The 12,487-nt window shown below is 31.0% G+C and carries 13 protein-coding genes and 1 riboswitch; of the genes, 9 read left to right on the plus strand and 4 right to left on the minus strand.

Translation table 11 applies throughout. The features are described 5' to 3' along the window. Nucleotides 1–146: 146 nt before the first annotated feature. Entirely contained in the window at nucleotides 147–623 is a 477-nt protein-coding gene (locus F1592_RS12440; RefSeq protein ID WP_053016787.1) for a sigma-70 family RNA polymerase sigma factor, read from the minus strand. A gap of 256 nt (nucleotides 624–879) precedes the next feature. Between F1592_RS12440 and F1592_RS12445 the strand changes: the two genes are divergently transcribed. The 7 genes from F1592_RS12445 (at nucleotide 880) to ribH (ending at nucleotide 7,772) form a co-directional block, all read left to right on the plus strand. Continuing rightward, nucleotides 880–1,101, plus strand: a complete 222-nt coding sequence (locus F1592_RS12445) for a hypothetical protein (RefSeq protein ID WP_011275450.1) — start codon at nucleotides 880–882, stop codon at nucleotides 1,099–1,101. A gap of 207 nt (nucleotides 1,102–1,308) precedes the next feature. Beyond that, nucleotides 1,309–2,160, plus strand: coding sequence for a peptidoglycan release complex glucosaminidase SagB (gene sagB, locus F1592_RS12450; RefSeq protein ID WP_053016785.1), 852 nt, complete (start codon nucleotides 1,309–1,311; stop codon nucleotides 2,158–2,160). A gap of 336 nt (nucleotides 2,161–2,496) precedes the next feature. Then, a complete protein-coding gene (locus F1592_RS12455; RefSeq protein WP_149809575.1) occupies nucleotides 2,497–3,987 on the plus strand; it encodes an FAD/NAD(P)-binding protein in 1,491 nt (496 codons plus the stop codon). A 153-nt stretch (nucleotides 3,988–4,140) separates the two neighbouring features. Beyond that, a riboswitch (FMN riboswitch) is annotated at nucleotides 4,141–4,282 on the plus strand. Between the two features lie 140 nt (nucleotides 4,283–4,422). Then, nucleotides 4,423–5,466, plus strand: coding sequence for a bifunctional diaminohydroxyphosphoribosylaminopyrimidine deaminase/5-amino-6-(5-phosphoribosylamino)uracil reductase RibD (gene ribD, locus F1592_RS12460; RefSeq protein ID WP_149809576.1), 1,044 nt, complete (start codon nucleotides 4,423–4,425; stop codon nucleotides 5,464–5,466). 6 nt (nucleotides 5,467–5,472) lie between these two features. Further along, nucleotides 5,473–6,105: a riboflavin synthase gene (locus F1592_RS12465; RefSeq protein WP_053016780.1), complete on the plus strand. Its 633-nt coding sequence runs from the start codon at nucleotides 5,473–5,475 to the stop codon at nucleotides 6,103–6,105. 15 nt (nucleotides 6,106–6,120) lie between these two features. After that, complete coding sequence (gene ribA, locus F1592_RS12470; RefSeq protein WP_149809577.1) at nucleotides 6,121–7,302, plus strand: GTP cyclohydrolase II; 1,182 nt, start codon at nucleotides 6,121–6,123, stop codon at nucleotides 7,300–7,302. Nucleotides 7,303–7,313: 11 nt separating this feature from the next. Next, nucleotides 7,314–7,772: a 6,7-dimethyl-8-ribityllumazine synthase gene (ribH, locus tag F1592_RS12475; protein ID WP_011275457.1), complete on the plus strand. Its 459-nt coding sequence runs from the start codon at nucleotides 7,314–7,316 to the stop codon at nucleotides 7,770–7,772. 52 nt (nucleotides 7,773–7,824) lie between these two features. Here ribH and F1592_RS12480 read toward each other — a convergent pair whose 3' ends face one another. Then, on the minus strand, nucleotides 7,825–8,826 hold the full coding sequence (locus F1592_RS12480; RefSeq protein WP_053016775.1) for a proline dehydrogenase family protein: 1,002 nt from the start codon (nucleotides 8,824–8,826) through the stop codon (nucleotides 7,825–7,827). Nucleotides 8,827–9,051: 225 nt separating this feature from the next. On the opposite strand from F1592_RS12480, the gene F1592_RS12485 reads away from it, so the two are divergent. Further along, nucleotides 9,052–9,879 (plus strand): alpha/beta fold hydrolase, encoded by an 828-nt coding sequence (locus F1592_RS12485; protein WP_149809578.1) that lies wholly within the window; start codon nucleotides 9,052–9,054, stop codon nucleotides 9,877–9,879. Between the two features lie 467 nt (nucleotides 9,880–10,346). Then, nucleotides 10,347–10,748, plus strand: a complete 402-nt coding sequence (locus F1592_RS12490; protein WP_037536923.1) for a transcriptional regulator, SarA/Rot family — start codon at nucleotides 10,347–10,349, stop codon at nucleotides 10,746–10,748. 142 nt (nucleotides 10,749–10,890) lie between these two features. Here F1592_RS12490 and mnmM read toward each other — a convergent pair whose 3' ends face one another. Together mnmM and mnmL are read right to left on the minus strand one after the other, a co-directional pair. Further along, entirely contained in the window at nucleotides 10,891–11,451 is a 561-nt protein-coding gene (gene mnmM / locus F1592_RS12495) for a tRNA 5-(aminomethyl)-2-thiouridylate-methyltransferase MnmM (protein ID WP_053016772.1), read from the minus strand. After that, nucleotides 11,448–12,407 (minus strand): tRNA modification radical SAM protein MnmL/YtqA, encoded by a 960-nt coding sequence (gene mnmL, locus F1592_RS12500; protein ID WP_037536920.1) that lies wholly within the window; start codon nucleotides 12,405–12,407, stop codon nucleotides 11,448–11,450. The genes mnmM and mnmL overlap by 4 nt, the downstream gene beginning before the upstream one ends. Between the last annotated feature and the right edge of the window lie 80 nt (nucleotides 12,408–12,487).

The following is a 12,487-nucleotide window of genomic DNA, read 5'->3' on the forward strand; positions in this document are numbered from 1 at the left end:
CGATTTGACGTAGAGCCTAAATTAGTACCTTTTTAATTGGAAAAGGTAGCACCATGTCATAAGTTGAAAAGCAGCATTTAGTTTTATGATCACTATGTTGCAATGTTTGAATATAAAGCAAATGGTAAGAATTGTGTGGAATCATATTATTCACCTTTAAAATAGTAATCGGTGAGCTTTTTTATAGAAGAGGATTTATACTTTTTAATACTCGATAAAGAGACATGCATTAAGTCGGCGATTTCGAATTGTTTATAGCCTTGAATAAAATAGTTAAACCATGCGAGTTCTTGTGCATTTAAAATTTTGGAAATGTCATTATAGTCGAAGTAAGTTGTTTCTCTATTAATAGAAGGAATTTGAGGAGTTTGTAAATCATCGACTTCAACTATTTCTGGTTTCAAATTTTCTTTTCTAAATAAGTCAATTAAGTAAAAATTGAGCCGTTGATAGAGATAAGAGGATAAACAAATATTTGAATTCTTATTGTAATTCTTAGATAATTGCCACAGTTTAATAAGCAATAACTGATAAAATTCATCATAATTATACTTGACGTAATAACGTTTTAACAAATAATGAATAATTCTATGATATTTATGATATATGTCATCAAAATTCATTGTATTTGGAATTCGCTCCTAGTTTAAGCACTTAAACAAAATTTCCGGATATCTAAAATTTAAACTAACTTATTTAAATTATCATTTGCGTAATTTGAAAAAAGGGTGTTAAATAGTAAACATAGAATAATGAAAGTATGCAAAATAATGGTTTAAGACATAAGTAACTCAGTAATGCGACAATTAATTATGAACATACCTAACATTCATAAATATATTTAAGTTCTAGTCAATTTGTAACGTGGGAGGTATAAATTTGGATTACGCACATTTAAATCTAGAGCATTTTTTTGCAAGAAATGATGATTTAGACATAATTAGGGATCGTTCTGAATTTGTAATGATTAATAATTTCACAAATGAAATGATGTATCGAGATGGTGAAATAGAAGGAACAGTTGATTTGAATCAATATTATTACAAGAATAGATCTCAAGCAGCTAGTTTTATCATGATGGATTATCGCAAAGATAACTAACAATAAATAGTTATGCTTTATAGAATCAAGTAATGAAATTCTATATGTTTCATTACTTTTTATTTTGCAAAGTTTCATTTTGATTACTTTTATTTTATGAATATGTAACATTGCAAGTATAAAATTGTTTATAAGAATTAATAATGTTAAACTTTATTATCATAAAGATTTTAAAGAAAAAACAACATTGACCTAAGAGGTGTGAATATGACGAAGCACAAAAAAGGCTCAATTATTAGCCTAGTGGGGTTATTGATTGTTTTAGTCGCAGCAGGTTTTATTTTCTTTACTATGATTTCAGATCAAATATTCTTTAAAAAAGTAAATGAAGAAGAAAAAGTAGAGCATTTAAACGTTACACTAAATAAAGCTGCCGATAAACAAATTGATAATTACACAAGTCAACAAGTCTCTAACAAGAATAATACTGCTTGGAGAGATGCTTCAGATAATGAAATAAAAGCTGCAATGGACAGTAGTAAGTTCATTGATGATGACAAACAAAGGTATCAATTTTTAGATTTATCTAAATATCAAGGTATTGATGAAAACCGTATTAAGCGTATGTTATTCGATCGACCTATGTTATTAAAGCATACTGATGCATTTATTAGTGCTGCTAAGGAGAAACATGTGAATGAAGTTTATTTAATTTCTCATGCTTTATTAGAAACTGGTTCAGTTAAAAGTGAATTAGCCAATGGTGTAGAAATTGATGGTAAAAAATATTATAACTTCTATGGTGTAGGTGCTCTCGATAGTGATCCTATTAAAACTGGTTCAGAATACGCAAAAAAACACGGTTGGGATACTCCAGAAAAAGCCATCAAAGGTGGGGCTGATTTTATTCACCAACACTTCCTATCACATGATGATCAAAATACGCTATACAGTATGAGATGGAATCCTAAAAATCCAGGTGAACATCAATATGCTACTGATATTAAATGGGCAGAAAGTAATGCTCAAATCATCGCAGATTTCTATAAAGAGATGAAAACAGAAGGTAAATATTTTAAATTATACGTATACAAAGATGATAATAAACATCAAAAATAAATAATTGTAAGTAAACTAAAGCCAACGATCACACTGTTTCAAGCAAGTGATGACGTTGGCTTTTTCTTTAATATAATTTGTGTTCACAAACATTTATTCGGCTTTATTTTTTCGAGTTATCCAACTAAATGCTATAACAAATACGACGAAAACTTTTAAGAGAAATTTCATTTTAGTTCACCTCATTAACTCAATATTAACATATCAATATAGGATAAAGAAAAATGGAGAATGCTAATTGCACATAAGTATAAATTATTTTAAGCAAATTATGATATTGATATAATTAAATTATTAAAAATTCTTGATAGAGAAAATTAAAAGGATGATGAATATATGCGTGTAGCAATTATAGGGATGGGCACAGCAGGTGTTAGTGTTCTAAGGCAATTAGTCAAAAATGAAGCGTTTAAAAATCTAGAAGTTGATGTATATGATCATGATAAGAATATGGGGCAGGGTGTACCTTTTCAAAATGACAGTAGCCAATTATTAATTAATTTGCCAACTAAGCAAATGAGTTTAAATTTGGATGATGATGAAGAGTTCTGGAAATGGTATCAAGAACAATCAGAATTTAAATTCGATAATCCTAAATATCTTCCTAGGTTTGTATTTGGTCATTATATGAAGTCATACCTATCTAACTACGACTTGTTATTTGATAATTTAACCATTATTAAGCATCCAGTTCGCGAAATTTTTACAAATTCAGAAGTTGATGAGACTACATTAAAATATTATGTATGTACTTCAGAAGATATGAGTCAATGGAAAGAGTATGATTATATATTCTTAACGACTGGTACATTTGCATATCATGATCCATATAAACTAAAAGGGAATAAAGGTTATATTCAAACACCTTATCCTACATATAATACATTAGATGAAGTGTCTCAATCAGACGATATTGCAATTATAGGCACTGGATTAGCCAGTTTAGATGTAGTTAGATACGTGGCTACACATCATCCTAAATTACCAATAACTATGACTAGTCGCTCAGCACATTTACCTAGTGTTAGAGGAAATATGATAGATGTTGAGTTTAAATATTTAACTAAGCAAAAGTTTAATGAATTGAAGTCGCAATATTATGGAAATGTACCTTTAGAATTAGCTTTTGAATTATTCCAATTAGAATGTAAAGATCATAATATTGATTTAGAGAAACTAGTATATCGTCGCACAGGAAATACAATTCAAGATTTACAGTATGATCTTGATAGACCCGATGAAATTGGTGTGTTTCAAAGTTTAATTGAAAATATTAAAGAAAATCTAAACTGGATATGGAATAGCTTTAGTCGAGAAGATCAGCAAGACTTTGATAATCGTTTCTCAAAAATTATCCAATTAAATTCTAACCCTATGCCACCTCGTACTGCAGAATTAATTATAGACTTAATAAATAATCAATCATTAATTGTTAAAAGTGGATTAGAAGATATTACTTATAAAGACAACCTTTATTTATTGAAATTCAACAATGATGATGATTATTATCCATATGATGTCATTATTAATTCGACTGGATCAAAAACACATTTATCAGATTTAGATGAGGAAGATCAGCTTATTCTTAATCTCCAAAACAGACAAATTGTTCAACCACATCCAATGGGAGGTATACAAATTATTCCAGAAACCAATCAAGTCATAAGTCCAAGATATGGAACTCTCAACAATATGATAGCTATTGGGCAAGTAACTAATGGCGTTAATAAATTGCGTAATGGAGTGAAGATGATCGTTGATCAAGCGGTCAATTCTGTAAATTATTTATACGAAAACCAAAATAAATTTGACCATTTCAGCTCTTAATGTAGACATTTACACTTAAATAACTAAATTCCATTATTAGTTACTCTGTTAAATAATATGTAGTGTTGACGGTTTGTATTTTTTTAACAATAAGCGTATGATTAATGTTGTAGTTATTAAACTACGTTAACTCAAACAATCACAATTTCATATGAATTCTTTCGGGGCGGGGTGCAATTCCCAACCGGCAGTAATATAAGCCTGCGACCTGTCAAAGTGAAAGGTAATAACTTTGATGGCTGATCTAGTGAGATTCTAGAGCCGACAGTGAAAGTCTGGATGGGAGAAAGAATGAGACGTCATTATTTGATAATTATGACGGTTATTTAGCATACACATTTACTAATGTTGTAAGCTTATTTGAATATACATTTGATCTCCCTATGCCTTTAAGCACTTTATTGGTATAGGGAGTTTTAATTATGAGGTGATTTATTGAGTAATTTTATGAAATACGCTATACAACTCGCACAAATGGTTAAAGGACAAACGGGTATCAATCCTCCAGTTGGTGCGGTCGTTGTTAATAACGGCCGAATAGTTGGACTCGGTGCTCATCTAAAACAAGGTGAGAAGCACGCGGAAGTACAAGCACTTGATATGGCTGGAAAGGAAGCAAAAGGTGGAACAATCTATATTTCGCTAGAACCATGTACCCACTTTGGCTCAACACCACCATGTGTGAACAAAATTATTGAATTTGGACTAAGCAAAGTTATTTACGCTGTTAAAGATACGACATTACCTTCTGAAGGGGACGCTATTTTAGAACAAGCTGGGATTGATGTAGAACATCAATACTCTGAAGAAGCAGCTGCCTTATATAAAGACTTTTTTAAAGCTAAGTCAGAGCAAATCCCTGAAATTACGATGAAAGTGTCTGTATCATTAGACGGTAAACAAGCAACAGATTTAGGTCAGAGTAAATGGATTACTAATTCAGAAGTCAAACAAGATGTCTACCATTTAAGACATACGCATGATGCTGTGTTGACAGGAAATGGCACAATTAATGCTGATAACCCACTTTACACGACTCGTATTCCAAGTGGAAAAAATCCAATCCGGATAGTGCTGGCTAAAAGTGGCAATGTTGATTTTACGAAACAACTTTTTCAAGATTCGTCGAGTGAAGTGTGGATTTACACTGAAAATCAAACGCTTGAAAGTCCAAATCGAAACATAAAGGTTATCTGTATAGATAAATGCGATTTAAAAGATATTCTTAAAGATATTTATAAGCGAGGTATTGGTTCATTATTAATTGAAGCTGGTCCTCGTATAACTTCTAAATTTCTCCAAACTGATTTTACTAATCAACTTATTATTTATTACGCCCCGAAAATAATAGGTGGTTCTGGAAAAAATCAATTCTATCAAACTACAGATATTATTGATTTAAATGAAACCACTCAATTTGAAATTTCTTCTACTGAGTTAATTAATCAAAATTTAAAAATGATTTTGCGAAAGAAGTGACAACTTATGTTTACAGGTATTGTTGAAGAAATAGGTACTGTCAAAAATATTCGTACACATCAATCGGTTAGAACATTGGATATAGCTTGTCAAACTATCACAGAAGACATGAATATCGGTGACTCTATTAGTGTGAATGGAGCTTGTTTAACAGTGATTGACTTCACAAGTAATTATTTTTCTGTTCAAGTTATAAAAGGTACTGAAGATAAAACATATCTATCTCAAATCAATAAAAATGATGAAGTCAACTTAGAAAGAGCAATGTCAGGAAATGGACGTTTTGGAGGCCATTTTGTTTTAGGTCATGTTGATGACAAAGGTGTTATAACACAAGTTAAGGAAACACCTAATTCAAGGATAGTTTCGATTAAAGCATCTTCTAATATCATTAATCAAATGGTCAAACAGGGTTCAATTACTGTGGATGGTGTGAGTTTAACAATTTTCGATTTACGACATGATAGTTTTGATATTCATTTAATACCTGAAACAAGACGTTCAACGATTTTATCTTCTAAACACAATGGCGACCAAGTTCATTTAGAAACGGATGTTCTTTTTAAATATGTTGAACGAATGGTAAGTAGAAATGAGTCAGAGCTTACATTAGATAAGTTAAAAGCATTTGGCTTTTAGGAGGCGTAATTATAGATGGAATTTGACGAAATTAAGGATGCATTAAGTGCTTTAAAACGTGGTGAAAGTATTATTGTTGTGGATGACGAGGATCGTGAAAATGAAGGAGATCTTGTAGCTATAACACAATGGATGAATGATAATACTATTAATTTTATGGCTAAAGAAGGTAGAGGGCTAATTTGTGCACCAATTAGTAAAGACTTGGCACTCAAATTTAATCTAATGCCTATGGTAGAACATAACACGGATGGTTTTGGAACTAATTTCACAGTAAGTATCGATCACGTTACAACATCAACCGGTATAAGTGCATTTGATAGAATGGCAACGGCACGCGCTTTAATTAATCCAGAATCTGAGCCCGAAGATTTCCATAAACCTGGACATCTTTTTCCACTAATAGCTAAAGAAAACGGTGTGTTGGAACGTACTGGTCATACAGAAGCAGCTGTAGATTTAGCGAAATTAACGAAAGCAGCTCCAGCAGGTGTTATATGTGAGATCATGAATGAAGATGGGACAATGGCTAAAGGTGAGCAACTAGAAGCGTTTAAACATCAACATGGTCTTAAAATGATTACTATTGAAAGTTTAGTTAATTATCGAAAAGACAAAGGCACTGGTGTTGAGTTAAAAGCAAAAGTTAATATGCCGACAGATCATGGAGCTTTTGAAATGTATGGATTCGAATCATCATTAACTAAAGAAGAAATTGTTGTACTTGCTAAAGGAGAAGCACGTGCCACAGAGAATGTGCGTATTCATTCTGCATGTTTAACAGGTGATATTTTCCATAGTCAAAGATGTGATTGTGGTGCACAACTAGAATCAGCGATGAAATATATTAATGAGCATGGTGGCATGATCATCTATTTGCCTCAAGAAGGAAGAGGCATAGGGTTAATCAATAAATTAAGAGCATACGAATTGATTGAACAAGGTCATGATACAGTAACTGCCAACCTAGCTTTAGGATTTGACGAAGATTTAAGGGATTATCATATAGCTGCTCAAATTTTAAATTATTTCAATGTACAACAAGTGAATTTGTTAAGTAATAATCCTAAAAAATTTGAGGAATTATCTGAGTATGGTATTAAAGTTGCGGACCGCACACCAATTATTGTAGCTGAAACAGAACATAATCATGATTATATGAATACTAAAAAAATAAAAATGGGACATTTAATTTAGGAGGAATAAAGATGAATTTTGAAGGTAAATTAGTAGGAACAGATCTAAAAGTAGCTATTGTTGTAAGTCGATTTAATGATTTTATTACGAACCGATTATTAGATGGTGCAAAAGATACACTTGTTCGTCATGGTGTGGAAGATAGTAATATAGATGTTGCTTATGTACCTGGTGCATTTGAAATTCCTTTAGTTTCTAAAAAACTAGCTCAAAAAGGTGAATATGACGCAGTCATCACTTTAGGTTGTGTAATTAGAGGTGCAACATCTCATTATGATTATGTATGTAATGAAGTTGCTAAAGGAGTATCAAAGGCAAATGATGTAAGCGATATTCCAGTTATATTTGGCGTATTAACCACTGAAAGTATTGAACAAGCGGTTGAAAGAGCTGGAACTAAAGCGGGTAATAAAGGTGCTGAAGCAGCAGTAAGTGCTATTGAAATGGCAAATTTATTAAAACAATTTTAATTAAAAATACAAATCCTCGACAAAGCATTAGCAGTGTCGAGGATTATTTTTTTTATCTTTTTAATAATTTTGTGAAACCAGAAATAATAAATGCAGCTCCAAGGCCTAGGCTAGTGAAAAGACCAATTTTCTTCAATGTTTTAGTTGAAACAAATTCTTGATATGCAAGAGCAAGGTTTTGAGGGCGTTCAGCTAATCTACGCATGAAGTAACCGAACCAATCATTGCCATAAGGAACATAAATTGTGAAATGGTATCCTTGTCGAGAAATATCCTCAGCTAACTCACTACGGAATCCGTATAACATTTGGAATTCAAATTGATCTCTATCAATATTATGTGATTTAACAAATTGTTTAACGTGATTAATTATTTGATCGTCGTGTGTAGCGATTGATGTATAGTTTTTCGCATTTAAAAGACGTTTCTCAATGATTTTTATGTAATTTGCATCAATCTCTTCTTTAGTTTGATATGCAATTTGTTCATCTTCTTTATATGCACCTTTAACTAATCTTAAGCGCAAATTAGGATATTTTTCAATTAAGTCAATTGCATCATAAAGGTAAGCTTGTATTACTGTTCCAACGTTTCTGAATTCCCCTTTAAGTCTATCTAACACTTCAACAATTTGCTGTAAACTGTCATATTTTTCAGTGTCGATATTAATATGCATATTATCAAATTCGTTGGCTTTAAGTAGGATCTCTCTTAAATTATTATAAGCTAGCTCAGTATCAAATTCACCACCAAGAGAACTTAATTTTACAGACATATGAGCATCAACATTATAATCTTTAATAGCTTGCATAACTTCTAAAATTTCATTCTTAGCTTGAGTAGCCTCTTCAACCGTTCCTACAAACTCACCAAGATTATCAACTGTAACAGCTATGTTTTTATCGTTGAGTCTCTCAATTGTGTCAATTAATTGCTCGATAGTATTACCAGCCACAACTTTATTTGCACCCATTTTAGGACCTACTTTTTTTGCTGTTTCATTTAAATAAGTGCTATTTGATAATGCAATAAAAAAATTCTTAAAAAGTGACATATCCCATTCCTCCATATTACATAAAACTTATAATTTAATAATAGTTTAGCATGAATAGGTAATTGTAGAAAGCGTTTTCAATTATCTGAATACTATAAAAAAAGGTAGAATTACAATATCGAACTAAAATTTGTAATCACTTTGTCTCTAAGATTTACACCAGTCCTAACCAATAATCTGATATAATACATTTATTGAAATATAAGTTAGAGAGGAATTATACATATGTGGAAATGGGAAACTGAACACGATGCTAAAGGTGTCGTGGTTATAGTACATAACATTTTAGAACACACTGGCAGATATGCGTACGTCATTACAATGTTAAGACGCAATGGCTATCACGTTATAATGGGTGATTTACCTGGTCAAGGTCAAACTTCTAGAGCAAACAAGGGACAACTTGAGCATTTTGATATCTATCATGAAACACTAATAGAATGGGTTAGAATTGCTAATGAATACAAGATTCCTACTTTTGTCATGGGTGTTGGACTAGGTGGATTAATTTTATTAAATGTACTTGAAAAAACAGAATTACCTATCGAGGGTATGTTACTCCTTTCTCCATTGTTAGAATTTAAAAGAAATAATAAGACACGTAAAAATATGTTAATTTCAAATGTAGGTAAAGGTTCTAAGGACGCACGATTCAAATTAGGTATTGAAACTAAAGATTTAACGCGAAATGATGAAGTTATTGAAGAAACTAAGCAAGATGGATTAATGTTAAGAAAAGTAACCTACAAGTGGTATAACATTGTGTTGGAAACAATGAAAGATACAGTTCAACATTTCAAAGATATACAATCTATGCCAACGTTACTAATGTATGGAACTGAAGATAAATTATTGGAATTACGCTCATTCAATGAACTTAAAAATAATTTAAACTCTAATGAATTTTATTTTAAAGTATGGGAAGGCTTCTATCATGAAATTCATAATGAACCTGAACGTGATCAAGTGATGCGTTACGTGTTGACGTTTTTAAATAATAGTGTGAATACAATGGGTTTTGTAGTAAATGAAGAAGAAATAGAAGAAGTTTAAAAATCAGAGTGTATGATGAAGTAATATTTCATTACTATAACGCAAATTCGTCGTAATTGATCAAATTAAGAAATAATTTATAATATTTCTTAATTTCTAGTCATCCTTGAGGAGCTGGGACTAAGAATTCGATTAGAATTCTGTTCTGGCTTTTTTTTATAAATAATTATATGTAATGCAATTGATTAATGCACAAAGGTAATTCAATATTTATGAGTTGACATATTTTAAATTAAAGTAAAAATATAATATAATGTAAATAGTATATGTTTTTAATTTTAATTACATTTAGTTGAATTACCAATAAAAATTTAAAGTAATTTAACATATGCTTTAATGTAAGTTAATTTTTGGGAGTTATTATAAATTGTTTAATTACAACGAGAATAATTGGGTAAATATATAATGATAGTTAATTCTATAATTATTTAATCGGGATGTGTACAATTATTTAGGGAGGGAGCAGCATGAATAATCAAGCAGGCGAGAATGTTTCTATGATTTTGCAGCTTGAAGAAGTGTGTAAAGAAATCAATTCGATTTTTAAAGTAATTTATGAAACTTATGATTTGACTAAAGAAGAGGTTCTTATTTTACTAACTTTATGGGACAAAGGGTCCATGACGTTAAAAGAAATGGATAGTTACGTTAATATTAAATCGTATAAACGTACACGTACATATAACAAACTTGTTCAATCTGAATGGATATTTAAAGAGAGACCATTAGATGATGAACGAACTGTAATTATTCATTTTAATAAAGAGAAGCAAGAACTTAAAAATGAACTACTAAATTTCATTACTTCTACTATTAAGAAACGATATGAAATACTTGAAAATAGTCTAAACTCATTAATGCGTGTTTAATCAATTTGATATTTTAGTTTATATCGTTTTAAATATAATTTAAAGAGATTTTTCGACAAAACAATCCACTCCATAATTAAACTATGGAGTGGATTTTATATGTTATTTAAAATTATGTCAGAGATGATGTATGATGTTAGGTTTAGCGTTTCTCAATCGCACATATAAATGGCGCGTGATTCACTTGATTCATATATTGATATTTAAGAATATGAGCTTTCTCTTGATCAAAATGTTCTAAGAAACCTAATAAAGCATCTCGTTCAATTTGTCCTTCAGCATGCCCATGGTATATAACTAACACGATAATACCTTCAACACTTAAATAATCAAAAATGCTATTAATTGCTTTTATTGTAGTTTCAGGTCTCGTAACAATTGATTTATCACCCTTAGGTAAGTAGCCGAGGTTAAATATCGCTGCATCTATATGACCTTTAAATTTAATGTCAATGTGGTTCTTAATGTTTTCATGGCCATCACGAATTAATGTTACATTATGAAATGCTTTTACTTTTTCGAAAGTTAACTGAATTGCTGAGTCTTGTATATCGAAACCAAAAACATGACCATTTGGAACCTGTTGTGCAAGAAACAACGTGTCATTACCATTCCCACAAGTAGCATCAATGACAATACTATCTTGTTTAATATGGTCTTTTATTAAAGTTTTTGAAAAGGGGAGAATACGTTCTAATTTCATGAGTTAACCTTTACCTCAGATGAATAATGTTTACCTTGATAAGAGTTGCGTCGTGCTAATTCATCATCAATTTCATTTAAAACTTCCCATTTATTAACACTCCACATAGGACCAACCATTAAATCAATTGGACCATCTCCAGTAATTCGATGAATAATCATTTCAGGTGGTAATATTTCTAATTGATCACATACTAGATTGGTATAGTCTTCTTGAGACATAAACTCAAGCATTCCTTTTTCATATTGTTTAACCATTGGTGTCCCTTTTAATAAATGAAGTAAATGTATTTTTATGCCTTGAACATCCATTTGAGCTACTTCACGTGCAGTTTCCATCATCATTTGATAGTCTTCGCCAGGTAGTCCATTAATAATATGTGTACACACATTAATGTTGTGTTTTCTTAGTTTAGCAACACCATCATAATAAGTTTGCATATCATGAGCACGGTTAATTAAGTCTGAAGTTTCTTGATGTACAGTTTGTAAACCTAATTCTACCCATAAATAAGTACGTTCATTTAACTCGGCTAAGTATTCTACTACATCATCAGGTAAACAATCTGGTCTGGTTGCTATAGATAAACCTACAACACCTTCTTCTTTTAAGACAGGCTCATACTTTTCTTTTAATACTTCTACTGGTGCATGCGTATTCGTGAAAGCTTGGAAGTAGGCAATATATTTACCCTCACTCCATTTTTCATGCATCCTATCTTTAATTTGTTGAAATTGAACTTCAATTGGATCAGCTCTGTTACCAGCAAAGTCACCGCTACCTGCGGCTGAACAGAATGTGCATCCACCATGTGCAACTGTGCCATCTCGGTTAGGACAGTCAAATCCACCATCAAGTGCTACTTTAAAAATCTTTTGACCAAATTTATTTTTTAAATGGTAATTCCATGTATGATATCGTTTATTTTCAAAGGCATACGGGAAATAGTTACCCATAACACATTTTCCTTTCTATCTAACTTAGTTCTAAGTAAAGATTTTAACATACTTTAATGTTATAGTGTTTAATGTAGTTC

Origin of the sequence: Staphylococcus sp. GDX7P312P (assembly GCF_008385775.1) — a bacterium.
GTDB classification, from domain to species: domain Bacteria; phylum Bacillota; class Bacilli; order Staphylococcales; family Staphylococcaceae; genus Staphylococcus; species Staphylococcus haemolyticus.

Excerpts from the sequence above, each read along its gene's own strand:
- sagB (WP_053016785.1), top strand. The coding sequence starts at position 1,309 with ATGACGAAGCACAAAAAAGGCTCAATTATTAGCCTAGTGGGGTTATTG.
- F1592_RS12440 (WP_053016787.1), bottom strand. The coding sequence starts at position 623 with ATGAATTTTGATGACATATATCATAAATATCATAGAATTATTCATTAT.
- mnmM (WP_053016772.1), bottom strand. The coding sequence starts at position 11,451 with ATGAAATTAGAACGTATTCTCCCCTTTTCAAAAACTTTAATAAAAGAC.
- ribA (WP_149809577.1), top strand. The coding sequence starts at position 6,121 with ATGGAATTTGACGAAATTAAGGATGCATTAAGTGCTTTAAAACGTGGT.
- F1592_RS12455 (WP_149809575.1), top strand. The coding sequence starts at position 2,497 with ATGCGTGTAGCAATTATAGGGATGGGCACAGCAGGTGTTAGTGTTCTA.
- F1592_RS12465 (WP_053016780.1), top strand. The coding sequence starts at position 5,473 with ATGTTTACAGGTATTGTTGAAGAAATAGGTACTGTCAAAAATATTCGT.
- F1592_RS12490 (WP_037536923.1), top strand. The coding sequence starts at position 10,347 with ATGAATAATCAAGCAGGCGAGAATGTTTCTATGATTTTGCAGCTTGAA.
- mnmL (WP_037536920.1), bottom strand. The coding sequence starts at position 12,407 with ATGGGTAACTATTTCCCGTATGCCTTTGAAAATAAACGATATCATACA.
- F1592_RS12480 (WP_053016775.1), bottom strand. The coding sequence starts at position 8,826 with ATGTCACTTTTTAAGAATTTTTTTATTGCATTATCAAATAGCACTTAT.
- F1592_RS12485 (WP_149809578.1), top strand. The coding sequence starts at position 9,052 with ATGTGGAAATGGGAAACTGAACACGATGCTAAAGGTGTCGTGGTTATA.
- ribH (WP_011275457.1), top strand. The coding sequence starts at position 7,314 with ATGAATTTTGAAGGTAAATTAGTAGGAACAGATCTAAAAGTAGCTATT.